Origin of the sequence: Capnocytophaga sp. (assembly GCF_030532915.1) — a bacterium.
In the GTDB taxonomy this organism is placed as follows: domain Bacteria; phylum Bacteroidota; class Bacteroidia; order Flavobacteriales; family Flavobacteriaceae; genus Capnocytophaga.
Map to the genome: position 1 here is coordinate 1 of NZ_JAUNKD010000016.1, position 19,009 is coordinate 19,009.

Annotated in this window: 17 protein-coding genes and 1 CRISPR repeat array; of the genes, 10 read left to right on the forward strand and 7 right to left on the reverse strand. The window is 39.2% G+C overall.

What is annotated here, in order from left to right; translation table 11 throughout:
• Nucleotides 1-8: 8 nt before the first annotated feature.
• Nucleotides 9-1,035: a CRISPR direct-repeat array (repeat unit 26 nt; unit sequence GTTGTAACTCATCGCAAAGTTACGAA).
• 109 nt (nt 1,036-1,144) lie between these two features.
• Genes Q4D72_RS06445 through Q4D72_RS06460 form a run of 4 tightly spaced genes read left to right on the forward strand, consistent with a single transcriptional unit; the run spans nt 1,145 to nt 3,201 of the window.
• Entirely contained in the window at nt 1,145-1,690 is a 546-nt protein-coding gene (locus tag Q4D72_RS06445; RefSeq protein ID WP_303076860.1) for a glutathione peroxidase, read from the forward strand.
• 1 nt (nt 1,691) lies between these two features.
• Nucleotides 1,692-2,411, forward strand: coding sequence for a bacillithiol biosynthesis deacetylase BshB1 (gene bshB1, locus Q4D72_RS06450; protein ID WP_303076861.1), 720 nt, complete (start codon nt 1,692-1,694; stop codon nt 2,409-2,411).
• Between the two features lie 36 nt (nt 2,412-2,447).
• On the forward strand, nt 2,448-2,636 hold the full coding sequence (locus tag Q4D72_RS06455; RefSeq protein WP_155284652.1) for a membrane or secreted protein: 189 nt from the start codon (nt 2,448-2,450) through the stop codon (nt 2,634-2,636).
• A gap of 28 nt (nt 2,637-2,664) precedes the next feature.
• Nucleotides 2,665-3,201, forward strand: coding sequence for an RNA polymerase sigma factor (locus tag Q4D72_RS06460; RefSeq protein WP_303076864.1), 537 nt, complete (start codon nt 2,665-2,667; stop codon nt 3,199-3,201).
• A 50-nt stretch (nt 3,202-3,251) separates the two neighbouring features.
• Here the strand turns inward: Q4D72_RS06460 and Q4D72_RS06465 are convergent, their stop codons facing one another.
• Nucleotides 3,252-3,539 (reverse strand): hypothetical protein, encoded by a 288-nt coding sequence (locus tag Q4D72_RS06465; RefSeq protein ID WP_303076866.1) that lies wholly within the window; start codon nt 3,537-3,539, stop codon nt 3,252-3,254.
• Nucleotides 3,540-3,570: 31 nt separating this feature from the next.
• A complete protein-coding gene (locus Q4D72_RS06470) occupies nt 3,571-4,530 on the reverse strand; it encodes a ribonucleotide-diphosphate reductase subunit beta (protein ID WP_303076868.1) in 960 nt (319 codons plus the stop codon).
• A gap of 297 nt (nt 4,531-4,827) precedes the next feature.
• On the opposite strand from Q4D72_RS06470, the gene Q4D72_RS06475 reads away from it, so the two are divergent.
• The 4 genes from Q4D72_RS06475 to Q4D72_RS06490 all read left to right on the forward strand — a co-directional run bounded on the left by Q4D72_RS06475 (nt 4,828) and on the right by Q4D72_RS06490 (nt 11,909).
• Nucleotides 4,828-5,439, forward strand: a complete 612-nt coding sequence (locus Q4D72_RS06475) for a trimeric intracellular cation channel family protein (RefSeq protein ID WP_303076869.1) — start codon at nt 4,828-4,830, stop codon at nt 5,437-5,439.
• Nucleotides 5,440-5,666: 227 nt separating this feature from the next.
• On the forward strand, nt 5,667-6,764 hold the full coding sequence (locus tag Q4D72_RS06480; protein WP_303076871.1) for an efflux RND transporter periplasmic adaptor subunit: 1,098 nt from the start codon (nt 5,667-5,669) through the stop codon (nt 6,762-6,764).
• Nucleotides 6,765-6,766: 2 nt separating this feature from the next.
• A complete protein-coding gene (locus Q4D72_RS06485; protein WP_303076937.1) occupies nt 6,767-8,155 on the forward strand; it encodes an efflux transporter outer membrane subunit in 1,389 nt (462 codons plus the stop codon).
• Between the two features lie 616 nt (nt 8,156-8,771).
• Nucleotides 8,772-11,909: an efflux RND transporter permease subunit gene (locus Q4D72_RS06490; protein ID WP_303076873.1), complete on the forward strand. Its 3,138-nt coding sequence runs from the start codon at nt 8,772-8,774 to the stop codon at nt 11,907-11,909.
• 153 nt (nt 11,910-12,062) lie between these two features.
• On the opposite strand, the gene Q4D72_RS06495 is transcribed toward Q4D72_RS06490, so the two are convergent.
• Complete coding sequence (locus Q4D72_RS06495) at nt 12,063-12,308, reverse strand: hypothetical protein (RefSeq protein WP_303076874.1); 246 nt, start codon at nt 12,306-12,308, stop codon at nt 12,063-12,065.
• Between the two features lie 500 nt (nt 12,309-12,808).
• Here Q4D72_RS06495 and pckA point away from each other — a divergent pair, with 500 nt between their 5' ends.
• Together pckA and Q4D72_RS06505 are read left to right on the forward strand one after the other, a co-directional pair.
• Nucleotides 12,809-14,392, forward strand: coding sequence for a phosphoenolpyruvate carboxykinase (ATP) (gene pckA / locus Q4D72_RS06500; protein WP_303076875.1), 1,584 nt, complete (start codon nt 12,809-12,811; stop codon nt 14,390-14,392).
• A gap of 10 nt (nt 14,393-14,402) precedes the next feature.
• Nucleotides 14,403-14,600 (forward strand): hypothetical protein, encoded by a 198-nt coding sequence (locus Q4D72_RS06505; protein WP_303076876.1) that lies wholly within the window; start codon nt 14,403-14,405, stop codon nt 14,598-14,600.
• Nucleotides 14,601-14,673: 73 nt separating this feature from the next.
• Here Q4D72_RS06505 and Q4D72_RS06510 read toward each other — a convergent pair whose 3' ends face one another.
• The 4 genes from Q4D72_RS06510 to Q4D72_RS06525 form a co-directional block, all read right to left on the reverse strand.
• Complete coding sequence (locus Q4D72_RS06510; protein WP_303076877.1) at nt 14,674-15,492, reverse strand: undecaprenyl-diphosphate phosphatase; 819 nt, start codon at nt 15,490-15,492, stop codon at nt 14,674-14,676.
• Entirely contained in the window at nt 15,492-15,737 is a 246-nt protein-coding gene (locus Q4D72_RS06515) for a DUF3098 domain-containing protein (RefSeq protein WP_303076879.1), read from the reverse strand. Before Q4D72_RS06515 ends, Q4D72_RS06510 begins: the two co-directional genes overlap by 1 nt.
• Nucleotides 15,738-15,740: 3 nt before the next feature.
• Nucleotides 15,741-16,619 (reverse strand): ABC transporter permease, encoded by an 879-nt coding sequence (locus Q4D72_RS06520; RefSeq protein ID WP_303076880.1) that lies wholly within the window; start codon nt 16,617-16,619, stop codon nt 15,741-15,743.
• 181 nt (nt 16,620-16,800) lie between these two features.
• Entirely contained in the window at nt 16,801-18,888 is a 2,088-nt protein-coding gene (locus tag Q4D72_RS06525) for a carboxy terminal-processing peptidase (protein ID WP_303076881.1), read from the reverse strand.
• Between the last annotated feature and the right edge of the window lie 121 nt (nt 18,889-19,009).

Here is a 19,009-nt window from a genome sequence, read left to right on the forward strand (position 1 = left end):
TATTGTGTGTTGTAACTCATCGCAAAGTTACGAATTTTTGAAAGCAATTTACAACTGTTTTTCCATTGAGGAATTAAGAGAAATGGTTGTAACTCATCGCAAAGTTACGAATTTTTGAAAGCAATTTACAACCCCCACTTGTAAAACATTCAGCAAATCGCAGTTGTAACTCATCGCAAAGTTACGAATTTTTGAAAGCAATTTACAACACATCGTGCTTTCATCGTATGTAAAAATAAGTTGTAACTCATCGCAAAGTTACGAATTTTTGAAAGCAATTTACAACTGCCGAGTTTAACCTCCTGCACGGGAGCTTGTTGTAACTCATCGCAAAGTTACGAATTTTTGAAAGCAATTTACAACGGTATTTTCTTTTTCCCTGCTTCATATTCTGTTGTAACTCATCGCAAAGTTACGAATTTTTGAAAGCAATTTACAACACATTATTATAGGTCTTGCCTTGCTTGCAGGTTGTAACTCATCGCAAAGTTACGAATTTTTGAAAGCAATTTACAACAAAAGTTTTCTGCTCTTTCTTTTGTGTAAAGTTGTAACTCATCGCAAAGTTACGAAAAATTGAAAGCAATTTACAACAGTCTATTAGTCTGACTACCACATCAGCAGGTTGTAACTCATCGCAAAGTTACGAAAAATTGAAAGCAATTTACAACTTAAATAACCGCTAAAAGTAATTACAAACAGTTGTAACTCATCGCAAAGTTACGAATTTTTGAAAGCAATTTACAACCTACCGACTGGCAGGAAAACGATATAAAATGTTGTAACTCATCGCAAAGTTACGAATTTTTGAAAGCAATTTACAACAATTCGAATCAAATGTTTATCTGCTCCTTCGTTGTAACTCATCGCAAAGTAACGAATTTTTGAAAGCAATTTGCAACACCGTGATAATAAAACAAAATTCATTTAGCGTTGTAACTCATCGCAAAGTAACGAATTTTTGAAAGTAATTTACAACTGTAATATCCAGTTATTAAGAATGTTATCAGTTGTAACTCATCGCAACGTTACGAATTTTCGAGCGCAATTTTTTGTAATGTTTTTTGGTTGTTAAATTTATAAAAACAAAAGAAGGTAACGTCACTTTTAAATAAATTCATATCTTTGCAAGAAAAAGAGTTTTATGAACAAAATAATTACAATGTTGGCATTGTGCGTATTTGCTTTTTCAAACGCACAGCAAAAATCGGAAAATACTATATATCAGTTTGTTGTAAAGGATATATACGGAGAAGATTTCGCTCTTTCACAATTACAAGGAAAGAAAGTGATGATTGTGAATACGGCTTCCAAGTGCGGATTAACGCCCCAGTACGAAGGGTTGGAAGCGTTGTACCAAAAATATAAAGATAAAAACTTCATTATCATTGGGTTTCCCGCCAATAATTTCAAATCGCAAGAGCCGGGGAGCAATGATGAAATCGCTCAATTTTGTAAAATCAATTACGGAGTGAGTTTCCCGATGATGGAAAAAATTTCCGTAAAAGGAAAAGATACGCATCAGTTATATAAATTTTTGACTTCCAAAGAATTAAATGGAGTGCAAGATTCCGAAGTGCAATGGAATTTCCAAAAATACCTTATCGAAACAGACGGAAAATTAGCCAAAGTTATTTCTCCAAAAACCGCTCCGCAAGACAAAGAAATCATTGATTGGATTGAAAAGTAAAATGCAAAAATTAGATATTTTAGCCTTTGGGGCTCATCCCGATGATGTGGAATTGGGTTGTTCGGGTACGATTGCCAAGGAAATTGCTTTGGGTAAAAAGGTCGGGATTATCGACCTGACACAAGGCGAGTTAGGTACGCGAGGAACTGCCGAAACCCGAAAAAAAGAAGCCGAAGAAGGAGCCAAAATTTTGGACGTAAAAGTGCGGGAAAACCTGAAATTTGCCGACGGATTTTTTGTCAATGACAAAGCTCATCAGCTTGAAATTATTAAAGTGATTCGTAAGTATCGTCCTGATATTGTGCTTTGTAATGCCATCGATGACCGCCATATCGACCACGGAAAAGGAAGCAAGCTCGTCAGTGATGCCTGTTTTTTGAGCGGGCTTCGGAAAATTGAAACCGAATTTGAAGGCGAAAACCAAGTGGCGTGGCGACCCAAAGCAGTGTATCATTACATCCAATGGAAAAACATTCAGCCTGATTTTGTGGTAGATATATCCGAATTTATGGATAAAAAACTGGCTTCCGTTTTGGCGTACAAAACCCAATTTTACGATGCCAACAGCAATGAACCCACCACCCCGATTTCCGACAAAAATTTCTTGGATAGCGTAACCTATCGGGCAAGGGATTTGGGCAGGCTCATTGGCGTGGATTTTGCTGAAGGCTTCACCACCGAACGTGTTGCGGCGGTAAATTCCCTTTATGATTTGAAATAATAAATATTGTTTATTAAATAGTTATAAGTTTATAAAATGAAATTAGTATTGCTAACTATAGGAATTTTGGCACTTTGTTTTGCCGGAATTGCCATTAAAATTTGGGCAAAAAAAGGCGGAAAATTTGCCGGAACCTGTGCCAGCCAAAATCCGCATTTGAATAAAACGGGCGAGCCTTGCGGTTTCTGCGGAAAAATGCCTGATGAACAGGATTGTAAAAAATAAGTTTCGGATATTTTAAGCTACCAAAAGCGTGTTGTCAGAAAAAATTGATGCTGCAAAAAAGGGCGACCAAAAGGCGTTTAGCTACTTGTTAAATGCCTTTTGGTCAGATGTTTATAATTTCCAACTCAAACGAACCAATGATGAAAACGATGCCGAAGACATCACCGTACAAACCTTTTCGAGGGCTTTTGATAAAATCGGAACGTATGACGATAATTTTTCGTTCAAAACGTGGCTGATAACGATTTCTAAAAATATCCATATCGATATGCTTCGCAGTCAAAAGCCTGATTTAGTGCATTCATCTTCGGAAGAGCGAGAAGCCAAATCAATTGTTGATGAGTCGCCCACAGCCGAAGATAACTTGATTATGGAACAAAACTTGCATCGTTTGCTTCTGTGTATCAAGCAATTGAGTGACCCTTACCGAACGGCTATTCAGTTGCGATATCTGCAAGAAAAATCGTACAAAGAAATTGCCCAAGAAATGGAAAGTTCGTTGAGTAATGTGAAAGTTATCTTGCTCAGAGCCAGAAAAATGCTTTCCGAAATATTGAAAAAATAAAAAGGGAATCAACACCGATTCCCTTTTTTATATAATAATGTTGTTTTTTGCTACGTAAATTGCAATGCCAAGATCACCAGCGCCAAAATAACGGAAGCCATCAACACACCTTTGGCTCTTTCATCACGATTTAGGCGTAAAAACAAGAAAAAAGAACCCAAATCAAGCAAGCCTCCTAACCCGATAAGGGCACCTAAGTATCCTTTACGCCAGGCATCGACCAAGGTAGTTTCAATGTCGTATTTTGAAAAAAACAAGACGTAAAGTAAAATACCTAACGCATTGGCTATCAGTCCAACGGAAAATCCTATCAGAATTTCTTTATGGTGTGGCTTCATTTTTTATTTGTTTGATTTTCAAAATATTGTGTTAAAATAAATCGTGTTCGCTGATGCTTTTGTCGTGCTTGGTGTAGGCGGTGGGTCTTTTGGCAAAAAAGTCATCTAATTCATTGCTAAATACCTCTTCTTCAAACCATAACATCGGTTTGGCTTCGTCGTTGGTAATGCCAAAAGGTTTGCCCAAACCGAGCTGCGTAAGTGAATCATCAAGGCGATAACGCATATAATTAGCCAAATCTTTTTTGGAAAAGAAGTCTATTTCACCTTCTTCAAAAATCCAGTCTAACATATTGTCTTCCAGTGTAATGTAATTTCGGATAAAATCAGTAGCTTCTTCTTTGGCGCGTTCTTTCATTTGCGGATTTTCTTCAAAAATCTTCTTTAAAATGTAAATGCCCGCATTGGCGTGAACTTGCTCATCAACCGATGTCCACGCAATGATGTTTGCCACATTTTTCATATAACCTTTAAATCGAGTGAAAGACAGAATGGTAGCAAATTGGCTGAATAAAGAGGCGTTTTCAATAATCAGCGTAAAAAACAAAATGCGCTCCATTGCATTTTCTTTGTTTTTAGCCAAATATTCCTTTAACACCTTGTGCCGTTCTTTAAAAATGGGAACTTCAAGCAAGTTTTCAAATTCATTATTGTATCCAAGTACCTCTAACAGACGTGAATAGGCTTCGCTGTGCCGAAATTCACACTCGGCAAAAGTGGCGCCCAGCCCGTTAAATTCAGGCTTGGGGAAGAGGTCATAAAGGTCGCCCCAAAAGGTTTTAACGGAAACCTCAACCTGAGCAATGCCCAGCAGGGCTCGTTTCACGGCTTCTTTTTCAATGATGGATAAGTTCGACTTAAAGTCTTGAATGTCAGCGGTAAATTCAACTTCTGAATGTACCCAAAATGATTTGTTCATTGCATCTACAAACTCCATAACTTCGGGGTACTCAAAGGGTTTGTAGCTTTCACGTTTATCAAAAATTCCCATTATGATTTTGTTTTAATTTGGTTGCGAAGATACGAAGTTTTTTTACTTAAAAACAAACTTTATTCAGCATAAGTTGCCCGAAAAATCACTTAATCGAAACACTATTAAGGCATAACCCCTAATGTTAAAGTTTTGTTATTTTTAAAAATACTGAATTTTGTAAACACTAAGATGTTGTTTATTAGATGGTTATGTTCGATATGAATTCAGTTGCCTAAAAATGTTTTTTATACTGAAAGTGCTTATTTTTTATTTTTGGTGTATCTTTGTCGGGCTAAATTGTAGTGTTTTTAAAGTATGGATTTGTTTTACGTTGTGGATTTGGCAGGGGTTTTTGTGTTTGCCATATCGGGGGCGTTGGCGGCTCGCGAAAAAAAACTGGATTTGTTCGGTGTTTTTATAATTGCCTTTGTAACAGGCTTAGGCGGAGGTACCTTGCGCGATGTGATGATGGGGCGCACCCCTGTTTTTTGGATGCAGGCACCGATTTACGTAGGTATGATTTTCGGCGGAAGTGCATTTGCCGTTATTTTTCGTAAAAAAATCCATTATTTGCGTAAATCGCTTTTGCTTTTTGATACCATCGGAATTGCCTTTTTTTCAATCATCGGAACTGAAATAGCCCTCTCATTTTCGTATGAATTGCATCCGGTTATTGTTATATCAATTGCGGCGATGAGTGCTTGTTTCGGGGGTGTAATTCGCGATATTCTCTGCAATGAAATACCCGTTATTTTTCATAGGGAGATGTACGCAACGCCTTGTGTAGCAGGTAGTATCCTTTATTTAGCTTTGCGCGAATTTAGTTTTTTTGATGATTACGCGGCTTCGCTCATTGCCATCGCCTTCATTATTTTATTTCGCCTCTTTGCAATTAAGTTTTCACTTGAACTGCCAAAATTACGTTAATTCATTTTATGGTATACCTTATTAATAGGTTAACAATATTCAAACTTCACCCGGTGGGATTGGGTTTTGAGGTATGTGTTTGCCTACTATTTTTTGTGTTGTTATAACAGTGTTAAAAATACGATTTTGTTTCATTTTTTTCAAACTAATTGTATATTTGCCTCGAAAAATCCCTATTGACAAGGGGTTACATCTTTATTTTAATTCTGTCTTAATTTAAAATTTTTATGAGAAAGCATCTTTTTTTAGCAGCATCTCTGTTGGCTGTTGCTTGCAATAATGCTCCTAAACAGGCGCCGCAACACGTTAAAGTCGTTCCCGTTATTACGGTGGGCGAACAGCAAAGCACGGCTTATTTTTCCTATCCGGTGAATATTGAAGGGAAAATTAACAGCCCCGTTCAGGCGCGTCTTTCCGGTTATATCACCCAAGTGCTTGCCGATGAGGGGCAACGGGTACATCAAGGGCAGCCTTTATTTCGGCTTGAAACACAGGCTCTTTCACAAAATTCACAAGCTGCAAAGGCTTCAGTTGATGCTATGCAGGTCGAGGTAAATCGGTTGGAACCCCTCGTGGCTAAAAATATTGTAAGTGCCGTGCAACTTGAAACCGCCAAAGCCAACCTGGCACGCGCCAAAGCAACCTTTGCCGAGGTCAATGCCAATATTGGTTATGCGGTTGTCAAAGCCCCCGTGAGCGGTATCGTAGGCAAGATAAATTTTCGGGAAGGAGCGCTGGTTACGGCTAACAATACCGTACTGACAACCGTGTCGGACGTGAAAGAAGTTTACGCCTATTTTTCAATGAATGAACGCGATTATCTTTCTTTTTTAAATAACGTAAAAGGGGCATCGATTTCTGATAAAATCACTCAACTTCCGGAAGTTACGCTTCAATTATCTGACGGAACTCCGTATACTCATAAAGGCAAAATTCAAGCTGCTACCGCACAGATTGACAAGACCACCGGAAGCGTTCAATTCCGCGCGGCGTTCCCAAATCCCGACGGATTGCTAACCAACGGAAACAGCGGAACCTTGCTTATTCCCCAAGTGTATGATAATGCATTGGTTATTCCCGAGATGGCAACCTTTGAGCAGCAAGGCGTTGTGTTCGCTTATAAAGTAGAAAAAGATACGGTGCGGCAAGTGGTGCTTTCGCTGAAAAACCGTAACAATAATCTGGCAGTTGTAAATGACGGACTGGCAAAAGGGGACATTCTCGTAGTGCAAGGTTTAAATAGCATCAGGAGCGGAATGCCCGTGAAAACCAAACCCGTAGCTATGGATAGCTTGGTACAATCCTTAAAACCGATATTTAGATAATGATGAAAAAAGTTCTTTTAATCACAATGGGGGCATTGTTGGCTTCGTGCGTGGCTCGAAAACCTTATGAGCGACCTCAATTGCCTGCCGAGAATGCCTTCCGAAGCGAAACGATATCCCCTGACAGCCTCAGTTCCGCTGTTGTTTCTTGGAAAGATATTTTTACCGATTCACATCTGCAAACCTATATCAATAAGGCACTTACCAATAATCTTGACATTCGGGTTGCCCTACAAAACATCAATATCGCACAAAGTTATTTAAAGCAAGGCAAGCAAGGGTATTTGCCTACGTTTTCTTTAAATGCGGGCTATACCCACAGCACAGCGTCATTGAACACTGCCACGGGGCGTTTGCAACCTGAACGGACTTTCAACAACCAATGGGACGCTATCGCCACAGCCTCGTGGGAAGCCGATATTTGGGGAAAGATTAGCACCCAAAATAAAGCCAATCAAGCTACTTTTTTGGTATCAACTGTGGCGCATCAAGCCGTGAAATCGCAAATCGTAGCGGCGCTCGCCACGGCTTACTATCAGTTGCTGATGTACGACAAACAACAGCAGGTTCTTAATCAGACGATAAGTCTTCGAGAAGAAAGCCTGCTTACTACCCAACAACTCAAACAAGCCGGAATCACCACCGAGGTTGCCGTACAACAAACCGAAGCCTTATTGCATAATGCACGCGCACAGCTCATTAGCGTAGAAAATAACATATGGGTATTGGAGAACTCAATAGCCGTATTGTTGGGTGAAACTCCGCAAAAGATTAGCCGAACAACCCTCGAAGCACAAGCCTTCCCGACGCACTTCCGGCAGGGGTATCCGTTGGCATTGTTGGAAAATCGACCCGATGTGCGCCAAGCCGAAGCAAATTTAATGGCAGCTTTTGAGCTTACCAATGTTGCCCGAGCGGGCTTTTATCCCTCGTTTACAATTACGGAAAGGGGAGGAGTAGGTGCTGAAAATCTGGCAGATTTGCTGTCTCCGCAGTCCTTATTGGCAACTATTGTTGGCGGACTTGCCCAGCCCATTTTCAATCGGCGAAATATAAAAACCAATTACGAAGTGCAACAGGCTCGGCAAGAAATCGCTGTGCTGCAATTTCAAAAGTCGCTTCTCACGGCGAGCAAAGAAGTAGCCGATGCGATGCATCAGTTTAGCCGTCAAGATGAATATATTAATTTAAAGGAAAAAGAAACGGAAGCCTATAAAAAAGCGACTGATTATTCCAAAGAGCTTTTCAACAGCGGGTTGGCAAGTTATCTGGAAGTAATTACCGCCGAGGTGAACCGCCTGAATGCCGAACTGGCACTTGCTGCGGCAAAATTCACCCGAATGCAATATGGAGTGTCGCTTTATAAAGCCCTTGGAGGCGGTTGGCGATAAAGAGCAGTCAAAAAGATGGTCTTTCTTTATTGATGGATGAAAATAGCTTTTCTACCGGAATCTTTTACCTTTGTCAAGGTTGAAAGCTTTAATAAAGGTTATGAGGTGTTTTCAACTTCGGGTGAAGATAACTTTTTTGTCAGAGTTATTTACCTTTGTCAAAGTTGAAAACTTTAACAAAGGTTAGAGATGGTTTTTCAACTTCGGATGAAAGTAGTTTTCTGTGAGTAAAGTTTATTTTATCTTCGGGTGAAATTAACTTTTCTGTTGGAGTTCTTTACCTTTGTCAAAGTTGAAAACTTTTACAAAGGTTTGGAGGTGGTTTTCATCTTCGGATGAAGGTGTTTTTCTGTTAGTAAAGTTTATTTCATCTTTGGTTGAAAATAGTTTTTCTGTTATAATTTTACTTTTGTCAAAGTTGAAAAATTTAACAATAATTTGGAAGTGTTTTTCATCTTACTATAAAGGAAGTTGTTCTTTTAAAATGATTGTATTTAGTAAAAGAGAAAACAATCCGCCTTATTGATTTTTTATAAAAAAAAATGGAATGTTAATACGTCATATTAACGGATTAAATTCATAACTATATTGAATAACCTATTTTTAATACTATATTATGGTAAAAATATTTCTTGATAGACCCGTACTTTCTACGGTTATTTCCATACTGATTGTAATTTTAGGCATACTCGGAATTACGGCTTTGCCCATTTCACAATATCCGGACATCGCGCCAGTTACGGTACAGGTGTCGGCAAACTATACGGGTGCCAATGCCGAAACGGTGTTGCGTTCGGTGGTTGTGCCTCTGGAAGAGCAAATTAACGGGGTTGAGAATATGGACTATATCACCTCGACGGCTACCAATAACGGTTCAGCCTCTATTAATGTGTACTTTAAGCAAGGAACTGACCCTGATATAGCCGTGGTGAACGTGCAGAATCGCGTGGCGCGTGCCAACGCTTTGTTGCCTGCCGAGGTGATACGCGCAGGGATTATTACCCAGAAACAGAACTCAGGGGCACTGATGTTTTTGTCTTTTTACACCGAAAATCCGAAGCTCGACGCCGTATTTGTGCAGAATTATATGAATATAAATATCATACCTGCCATCAAGCGTATTCGTGGAGTGGGTGATGCCTCGGTGTTCGGCGCAAAAGATTACTCGATGCGCATTTGGTTACAGCCCGACAAATTAGCGGCATATGGTCTTAATCCGTCGGACGTGAATGCTGCCATTACCGACCAAAGCCGTGAAGCAGCAGCCGGTACACTCGGACAAAATTCAGGTAGTTCTTACGAGTATGTGATACGCTACAAAGGTAAATATAATGAAGTTCAAGAGTATGAGAATATCGTTATCAAGGCATTAGACGGGGGGCGCATACTTCGTTTGAAAGATGTCGCTGAAATTGAGTTGGGTTCACTCTCGTATGCCGGTTTCTCGAAAAATAACGAGTACCAAGCCATTTCAATGGGTATTTTCCAAACGCCGGGTTCCAACGCGCGTGAGATTATTAATGATATCAAGGCATATTTGAAGTCCGTTGAACCGACTTTGCCCGAGGGTATCAAATGTAGCATTAATTACGACTCGAATGAGTTCCTTGATGCGTCTATCGCTAAGGTACTTACAACCTTGTTGGAGGCATTCCTGTTGGTTTTTGTGGTGGTTTACATCTTTTTGCAAGATTTCCGCTCTACGCTTATCCCTGCTATTGCGGTTCCGGTATCGATTATCGGTACGTTTTTCTTTCTTAATCTGTTTGGGTACTCTATCAATCTTCTGACATTGTTCGCTTTGGTGCTGGCGATAGGTATCGTGGTGGATGACGCCATTATTGTTGTGGAGGCGGTACACGCCAAGATGGAACAAACGGGTGAAAAAGCCAAGCGGGCGACCGAGTCGGCAATGCACGAGATTACCGGCGCTATCATTTCGGTAACTTTGGTTATGGCGGCAGTTTTCGTTCCCGTAACGTTTATAGGGGGCACCACGGGGGTTTTCTATAAACAATTCGGGATTACGCTCATCGTTTCAATTGTTATATCAGCTGTCAATGCTTTGACACTCAGCCCCGTTTTGTGTTCGCTTTTTTTAAAACCGCACGGCGATAAGGCATATCAGGAAAAGTCATTTATGGGGAAATTTTTCCATAAGTTTAACATTGCTTTTGATGCCGCTACCAAACGTTACGGGAAGACGTTCACGTTTTTTCTTCGTCATAAATGGGTAACCTTGGTGCTTTTCGGTTTGGCAGCCGGCGGGATTTTTGTAAGTAACGACCGGATGAAAACGGGCTTTGTGCCAAACGAGGATAGTGGGTTCATTATGATAAACGCCGAGCTAATCCCCGGTGCATCAATGGAGCGTACGGCAAGTGTGATGCAACAGGTTCAGGATAGGCTTCGAGGTATTCCGGGTGTGGAGCGTGTTGTGTTTATTACGGGGCGCAACATTATATCGGGAGCAGGGAGTAACAACGGTATGGGCTTTTTGCCGTTGAAACCCATTTCGGAACGCGCAAAAGACCCTGACCAGTCCATTGAGGTAATTTTGCGTAAAGCTTTCGGAGCGGTAGCTGACATTCCGGAAGCAAAGATTATTTTCTTTCAACCGCCACCCGTTCCCGGTTTTGGGATGAGCTCCGGATTTTCAATGGTGTTGCTTGATAAGGCGGGCGGTTCTATCAGTGAACTTAATAATACGACGCAACAGTTTCTGCAGACGCTTAATCAACGACCTGAAATTCAGTACGTACAAACTTCGTTTAACGTAAACTTTCCGCAGTACGAACTTAATATTAACGTGGAACGTGCGGCGCAGTCAGGGGTTTCGGTAACGTCAATTCTTTCAGCCTTACAGAATTATATAGGAGGATTGTACGCCACGGATTTTACCAAATTTGGGAAACAATTTCGGGTGATGGTGCAATCATTTCCCGATGCGCGTAAAGATTTGCAAAGCCTTGACGGACTCACGGTTCGCACCACATCAGGGCAGATGGCACCTATTTCACAATTTGTTACGTTGGAACGCACTTTTGGACCGCAGAGCGTGAATCGTTACAACCTGTTTACATCGGTGTCACTCACGGGAGCCAATGCCGAAGGATACAGTACGGGCGATGCTATTAAAGCGGTGCAAGAAGTTGCATCAGAGCAACTTGGAGCAAATTATGGCATTGATTACACGGGTATCACTCGCGAGGAGCAAAATGCGGGTTCGCAAACGATTATCATATTTATGTTGTCGTTGATTTTCACGTATTTCATTCTCTCGGCTCAGTATGAAAGTTATTTACTTCCGTTGGCGGTGTTGTGTTCGCTTCCGTTCGGGATTATGGGAGCGTATTTGGGGCAGTGGATAATGGGCTTGGAAAATAATATTTACTTTCAGATATCGCTCATTATGCTCATTGGGTTGCTGGCTAAAAATGCCATTTTGATAGTTGAGTTTGCGGTGCAACGGCGTCATCACGGCGAAAGTCTGTCAAAATCAGCGATTAATGCGGCAATGGCACGGCTTCGTCCTATTTTGATGACTTCATTTGCGTTTATCATCGGGTTATTGCCTTTGGTTTTTGCCGGTGGAGTAGGGGCTGCGGGCAATCGGTCGGTAGCTACGGGAGCGGTGAGTGGGTTGCTCATCGGAACTTTTATCGGGCTGATTGTTATTCCGGTGTTATACGTGATTTTCCAGTGGTTACAAGAAAAAGTAACGGGAGTTTCTAAAAGAGAAACAGTACAATAACAGAAATAAACTAATTTATTGGTTAGGTTTTCAATATTAAAACCCCACGTGTAATTTTTTAGATTACTTGTGGGGTTTGTTTTTTACTTAAAAAGGTTGCCATTTGGCAACCTTTTGAGGAACTAAATTAAATAATTCTTACGATTAACTGAATTAAGCCTTTGCTTCCGGAGCCCAAGAGGCACATAACATTTCGGTAGATGCTTTTTCAGGGTGTGCACATTTGCTGGTTTTGAATCGCACGCAAGTACCACAACTGATGGCATCTTTGGCAGCGATAGTCATATCAAAACTATCACAAGTGTACTTAACTTCTACTTTTGTGTTATGCACTCCGCAAATGTTGTTTTCTTGTAGGTTTTGGCAGTTTATACAACCGCTTGTTAATCTGATTGCCATAATCTTTATTTTTTATTGTTATTAATTCGTTTAAATTCTGGTGCAAATGTATGGCAAGAATCAATTAGAAACAATATAAATAATTAATTTTCAGCTATTTGTATTTAGATTGATTTTACATTTTGTTTATTTTGAAACGGAATAAATAAAGCGATTATTGTTTTTGGTAGTTAAATACAGGGATTGTGCCGTGAAAAATTATTTAGACCGATATAAAAGAAGAGAAAATTTACGTTCCCTGAAAATTTGTAATTTTTTACAACAAATGATTATTCTTTTTTAGAATGAAAAAAAATAATTAATTTACTGAATTCATATTTTACACGCTTACAATCAGTTCCGAATTAAAAAGAGTTAAAAGTATTAAATGTTGCATTTTTGTTGAAAAAAAATATAAAATTTTCTTTTTTTCTCACTTTTTTTTTGTAATTTTACATCGCCAAAAAATAGGGTTATACAGTTAATAATTACAATATATAATAATAACAAAATCAAAAGTTATGAGTAAATCAAAAACAATTTCAGTTGAGAATTACGGAATTAAAAATGCAAACGTACGCTACCAACTTTCAGCCGACGAGTTGCACAAAGAAGCCATCGCAAAAGGAGTAGCCGAAGAAGCCAACTCTGGAGCGTTATCAATCAAAACAGGAAAATTTACAGGGCGTTCACCACAAGACCGCTTCATCGTAAAAGATGGCATCACCAAAGACCGCGTATGGTGGGGGAAAGTGAACATTCCGTTCGATGCAGCAAAATTCGACGCTCTTTACGATAAAGTAATGGCATATCTTTCCGGAAAGGAAATATTCGTTCACGACGGATATGTATGTGCCGACCCGAACTACCGCACAAACGTTCGTACCATTGCCGAGCTTCCTTGGAGTGCACAATTCGTGTACAATATGTTCCTTCGTTTGGAAGACAGCGAAGTAGAGAACTTCAAAGAAGAGTGGTTGGTAATCAACGCACCCGGATTTTTAGCTGACCCGGCCGTTGACGGAACTCGTCAGTCAAACTTTGCTATTTTGAACTTCACTCGCAAAGTGGCTCTTATCGGTGGAACAGGTTACCCAGGGGAAATGAAAAAAGGTATTTTCTCGGCTCTTAACTTCGTACTCCCTGTATTCAAAAATACAATGCCGATGCACTGTTCTGCAAACGTTGGTAAAGACGGTGATACAGCGATTTTCTTCGGACTTTCAGGAACAGGAAAAACAACGCTTTCAGCTGACCCGAACCGTCACCTAATCGGAGATGACGAGCACGGCTGGACACCGGAGAACACCGTATTTAACTTTGAAGGTGGTTGCTACGCAAAAGTAGTAGATTTGACTGCTGAAAAAGAACCGGAAATTTTCCGTGCTATCAAAAAAGGAGCGATTCTTGAAAATATTGTAATGGATGCCAAAGGTGAAGTGGATTTTGCTGATACTTCAATCACTGAAAACACGCGCGTTTCTTACCCAATCTATCATATTGACAACATTCAACCGGGGTCAATCGGGAAAAATCCTAAAAACATTTTCTTCTTGACTTTCGATGCTTACGGAGTGTTGCCTCCAATCTCTAAATTAACTCCGGAACAAGCTGCATATCAGTTCGTTTCAGGATATACTTCAAAAGTTGCCGGAACAGAAGTAGGAATTACCACGCCGCAAAAAACATTCTCGGCTTGTTTCGGGGCTGCCTTTATGCCGCTTCATCCGGCTGAATACGGAAAAATGTTGGCTGAAAAAATCGAGAAGTCAGGCGTAAACGTATGGCTTGTAAACACAGGTTACAACGGAAAAATGAAACGTTGCAGCTTGAAAGACACACGTGCTTTGATTACAGCGGCGCTTACCGGAGCGTTGGATAAAGTGGAGTACAAAGAATTGCCAATCTTCGGATTTGGAGTGCCACAATCTTGCGAAGGAGTTTCTGACCAAGCAATTTTGAATCCGGAAAACACTTGGGACGACAAAGCTCAGTTCGCTGCGAAATCAAAAGAATTGGCTGAGGCTTTCCTACAAAACTTCAAAGACAAAGGATTTGAGCAAGGAGCTGACGCACAAGTTCTTAAAGGAGCACCAAAATTGTAAAATACTGTTTATGATTTTAAATAGAAAAGTTGCCCAAACCTGTGGGCAACTTTTTTTATGTTGTAAAATCAAAAGTTTATGTAAATTTTACCTATATGCGATTAAAACTATTAAAGTTGCTAAAAATCAGCAAGTTGAATTCTTTAAACAAGAATTGAAAGAAGCCACACAAGCCGAATTTGAAAAGGCAATTCTTGAAGTGAAGTAGCTTATAAGTTCAAAACAAAATTAATAACAAAAAAATGCGGAGCAATATCTCCGCATTTTTTTGTCTTAAAATTTTAATTTTGGGAATAAAAATAAATAAGTAATACTATGCCGACGATAATTCGGTAATAACCCCAAATTTTAAATCCGTATTTGGTTAATAAATGAATGAATGATTTCACGGCGATTAAGGCAACGATGAAAGCCACAATGTTTCCGATGATGAAAATCTGAATGTTTTCAGTTGATGCCAAAATCATTTCGTAACCTTTTTGTGCATTTTCAGTGCCTTCACCCCACGTTTTTACAAAGATGGAATAGACCGTTACGGCAAGCATCGTGGGTACGGCCAAGAAGAATGAAAATTCGGCGGCAGCTTTTCGGCTCAGCCCTTGTGTCATTCCTCCAATGATGGAAGCTGCCGAACGCGATGTGCCGGGCATCATCGCCAAACATTGCCAAAAACCAATAATGACCGCTTTTTTCAGTGAAATTTCTTTTTCATTGTTTATCTTTGGATTTTTAAACCAATTATCGGCAAATAAAAGTACAATTCCGCCTAAAATAAGCACAATTGAAATGGCAATTTGATTGCCGAGCACGTCTTCGATTTTGTCATCGAACAATTTCCCTAAAATAAGCGCGGGAACTACGGCGCAAGCCAGTTTTATGTAAAAATTAAAATTTGAAAAATCAAAAAACTTTTTCCAGTAAAGTACTACCACTGAAAGGATTGCCCCGAATTGAATGGAAACTTGAAACATCTTTAAAAACTCAGATTCTTCAATGCCTAACAGCGATGCGGTAAAGCCCATATGTGCCGTTGATGAAATGGGCAGATACTCGGTTAGTCCTTCAATTATGGCAATGATGATGGCTTGAATGGTGTTCATTATTTCGTATTCTTTTTCGGATTTAACAAAATGGCATACACTTCAACGGCAAAGCCCAATAAAACTAATGTGGGGGCAAGGCGAATCCGTTGAAAATCAAATACAGAAGGGTCAAAAACGTTGGGGTCATCGCTTCCGCCTCCGCTCATTAGAATAAAACCTAAGGCTATGATACCCAGCCCAATAAGCATAAAAAGATAATTTTTCTTTCCGAAAATTAATGTAGAATGATGTTTGTTATTCATATCTTAATAATATAGGTCGTTTGTGTTTAGATTTAAGAATCGTTGTGCCGCAAAATAGGTGCTAAGCCAAGTGATTACCACACCAATAATAAAAATAACGGTAAAAACGATAATCATATCACCCGTGTTTGAAAATATCTGAAATTCAGCAGATATTGAACTGATATAGCGCAAGCAACCGTACAGCAAGCCAATGGCAAGTAAAGCGCTGAGAACGCCCAACCGGATGTTGGTTAAAATAAACGGGCGACGGATAAAACTGCGCGTAGCTCCCACGAGTTGCATCGTTTTGATAATGAATCGTTTGGAGTAAATTGACAACCGAATGGAAGAGTTTATCAATAAAACGGCAATGAAAGTGAATAATCCGCTGAAAATAAGTAGTATAACACCAATTCGGTTTACGTTTTCGTGAATGAGTGCAACGAGTGATTTATCATAAACCACTTCTGAAACGAACGAGTTTTGCGAAAGTTCTTTTTCAAGTTGCCGCATTTTTTCGGGTTCGGCAAATTCAGCTTTCAAACTCAAATCAATTGAATTTTGTAACGGATTATCGCCCACAAAGGTAACGAAATCTTCCCCGATTTCTTCACTAAATGTTTCGGCTGCTTCTTCTTTTGAAGTGAATTTCAGTGATTTAACGTATTCAGCAATGGAAAGTGTTTTTTGCAATTGTTCAATATCGGCACTTTTGGCGTTATCTTTTAAGAAAATAGTTATGGAAACCTGTTCTTTAAAATAATTCGCCAATCGCTGTGAACTCAAAATTAAAAAGCCCAAAACTCCCAACAAGAAAAGTACCAATGAAATACTTATAATTACTGAAAAATAAGAAGTTATCAGTCGTCTTCGATTAAAAATGTCTATTGATTTTGCCAATTTTTTTCGTTTTTCAAATAATCGGGTAAAATTACAAAAAAAACGGCAAATGACAATGAAATAATGTCAAAAAATATGATTTTGATATTTTACCATATTATTTTTATGACAAAGAAGGTATTATAAAATAAAACTACCGATTGAAATAGTTCAATCGGTAGTTTCTAATCAAATTTATAACCTATGAATTCAAATCTTTCAAAACATTTACAGCTTCATTCACATAAACATCTTTTTGTAAATTTTCGTGCCAGCGGTCGCGACTTAGTTTCAAATTCTCATCGGTTTTCACTTTTTCTTCTTCTGACGGAAGTGAAACAAATTTGAGATTTGATTTGTAATCATTTATCGCTTTGAAACGCTTGGCATCTTGCTCATCTTTTTCGATTACTTTTTTGTAAGCCTCGTAATTCAGCGGAAAAACGTTTTTGTCGCGCTGTTGTTTTATCCATTTGGCATTTTCGTCAATGAGTTTCAAATGCGTGTTCTCACTAATGCGTTTGTTGCTGTTTTCAATGGCTTTATTGAAGTTTGAATGATGCTCCCAAGTGTTAAATTTCACAGGGTCAATGTTATCCCATTTCATAGCATTGGGTAAATCACGCTCGCCTATGTCGATGTATTTGTATTTGTCGGGCGTTACAATGTCGCTTTTCACACCTTCCAACTGGGTGGAACCTCCGTTGATTCGGTAGAATTTTTGAATGGTGTATTTCAAAGCACCTAAATCACCGAATGAATTTCTGCGAACATAATTATTCAAATCTTCAAAACCTTGCACGGTTCCTTTTCCGTAAGTTTGTTTGCCTCCGATAACGATGGCTCGTTTGTAATCTTGCATCGCGGCAGCCAAAATTTCAGAAGCCGAAGCCGAAAGTTCGTTAGTCAAAATCACCAAAGAGCCGCTCCACTGAATGCGAGGGTCGTTATCCGAAAGCACATCAATGCGCCCGCGTGGCGATTTCACTTGTACCACAGGTCCGTTTTTGATAAACAAACCGGCAATGTCCACAACGGTTTTGAGCGAGCCTCCGCCGTTGTTGCGCAAATCTACGATAAGTCCGTCAATATTTTCTTTTTTCAATTTTTCGATTTCCAGTGCCATATCCGAAGCGGCGTTACGCTCTTTTTGGTCTTTAAAATCAATATAAAATTTAGGAAGATTGATGATTCCGTAATTTTTATCACCATCTTTTATAATAGCCGACTTGGCAAAAGTTTCTTCCAATTCTACCACATCACGAATGATGGGAATAATGGCGATGGTTCCATCAACGCGTTTTACGGTAAGCCGAACTTCGGTGCCTTTTGGACCTTTGATGAGTTTCACCACATCGTCTAAACGCATACCCACCACATCAACAGGCTCTTCGTTTTTTTGAGCCACTTTAATGATAATGTCGCCTACTTCCAAGAGTTTTCCTTTCCAAACCGGACCTCCGGAAATAATGTTCGTGATGTGAACTCCGTCGTGTTTTTTCTGTAATTGTGCTCCAATGCCTTCAAACTTTCCTGAAATATCACGGTCAAAATTGTCCTTTATGTCAGGCGCCATATAGTTAGAATGTGGGTCGAAGGTTTCAGTAATGGCATTTACGTAAATGTTAAACCATTCCTGTTTGGTGATTTCGTTATAAAATGAAAACAGGTCAAGAAACGTTTTTTCAGTGTTTTCAATGGCTTCTTTTTGCAGTTCTTTCGCCGGTTTTATCTGGTACTTAGCGTCTTTCTCTTTTTTTGTGTTTTCTTCTTTCTCTTTGGTTGTGTAATTTGAAAGTACTGAGAATGTGATGATTTGTTTCCAACGATTTTGCAATTCACTTTTGTTTTTTACGTACGAAAGTTTCTCAAAATCCGTGTTAATGTTTTCTTTTGATGAGAAATTAATCGGTTTTTTCAGAATTTCTTGGGCAATTTCTTGCGCTTCTTTCATTCGTGTGATAAGGCGCTCGTAGGTAAGGTTGAAAAACGTAAGGTCGTCGTTTTTCAAATCATCGTCCAAACGCATTTCGTATTTTTTAAATTCATTGATGTCTGATTGTAAAAAATATCGCTTTTGTGCGTCTAAATTTTCAATGTAATTTTTGTACATTTGTTTTGAAAACGCATCGTTGATTTCTGCCGGACTAAAATGTTTGTTTGCCAAAATATGCTGAACGATTTCTATCAGAAGTTTGTCTTTGTCAGGATTATCAAGTTTTTTACTTGTAAAACTGCAAGATGCAAACGAAATAAGCAGCAAACTTAAAACTATTGAAATTTTTTTCATCTGATTTTGGGTTAAATGGTAATTTTTATTTAGTGTGATTTTAATTATTTTTTTTCCTTATCTGGGTATGGTATGTTTTAGCAAAATTGATGCCATAAATAATTATTTGGCAAACTTACGC

Excerpts from the sequence above, each read along its gene's own strand:
- Q4D72_RS06480 (WP_303076871.1), top strand. The coding sequence starts at position 5,667 with ATGAGAAAGCATCTTTTTTTAGCAGCATCTCTGTTGGCTGTTGCTTGC.
- Q4D72_RS06505 (WP_303076876.1), top strand. The coding sequence starts at position 14,403 with ATGATTTTAAATAGAAAAGTTGCCCAAACCTGTGGGCAACTTTTTTTA.
- pckA (WP_303076875.1), top strand. The coding sequence starts at position 12,809 with ATGAGTAAATCAAAAACAATTTCAGTTGAGAATTACGGAATTAAAAAT.
- Q4D72_RS06475 (WP_303076869.1), top strand. The coding sequence starts at position 4,828 with ATGGATTTGTTTTACGTTGTGGATTTGGCAGGGGTTTTTGTGTTTGCC.
- Q4D72_RS06510 (WP_303076877.1), bottom strand. The coding sequence starts at position 15,492 with ATGAACACCATTCAAGCCATCATCATTGCCATAATTGAAGGACTAACC.
- bshB1 (WP_303076861.1), top strand. The coding sequence starts at position 1,692 with ATGCAAAAATTAGATATTTTAGCCTTTGGGGCTCATCCCGATGATGTG.
- Q4D72_RS06485 (WP_303076937.1), top strand. The coding sequence starts at position 6,767 with ATGAAAAAAGTTCTTTTAATCACAATGGGGGCATTGTTGGCTTCGTGC.
- Q4D72_RS06490 (WP_303076873.1), top strand. The coding sequence starts at position 8,772 with ATGGTAAAAATATTTCTTGATAGACCCGTACTTTCTACGGTTATTTCC.
- Q4D72_RS06515 (WP_303076879.1), bottom strand. The coding sequence starts at position 15,737 with ATGAATAACAAACATCATTCTACATTAATTTTCGGAAAGAAAAATTAT.
- Q4D72_RS06445 (WP_303076860.1), top strand. The coding sequence starts at position 1,145 with ATGAACAAAATAATTACAATGTTGGCATTGTGCGTATTTGCTTTTTCA.
- Q4D72_RS06470 (WP_303076868.1), bottom strand. The coding sequence starts at position 4,530 with ATGGGAATTTTTGATAAACGTGAAAGCTACAAACCCTTTGAGTACCCC.
- Q4D72_RS06455 (WP_155284652.1), top strand. The coding sequence starts at position 2,448 with ATGAAATTAGTATTGCTAACTATAGGAATTTTGGCACTTTGTTTTGCC.
- Q4D72_RS06465 (WP_303076866.1), bottom strand. The coding sequence starts at position 3,539 with ATGAAGCCACACCATAAAGAAATTCTGATAGGATTTTCCGTTGGACTG.
- Q4D72_RS06495 (WP_303076874.1), bottom strand. The coding sequence starts at position 12,308 with ATGGCAATCAGATTAACAAGCGGTTGTATAAACTGCCAAAACCTACAA.
- Q4D72_RS06525 (WP_303076881.1), bottom strand. The coding sequence starts at position 18,888 with ATGAAAAAAATTTCAATAGTTTTAAGTTTGCTGCTTATTTCGTTTGCA.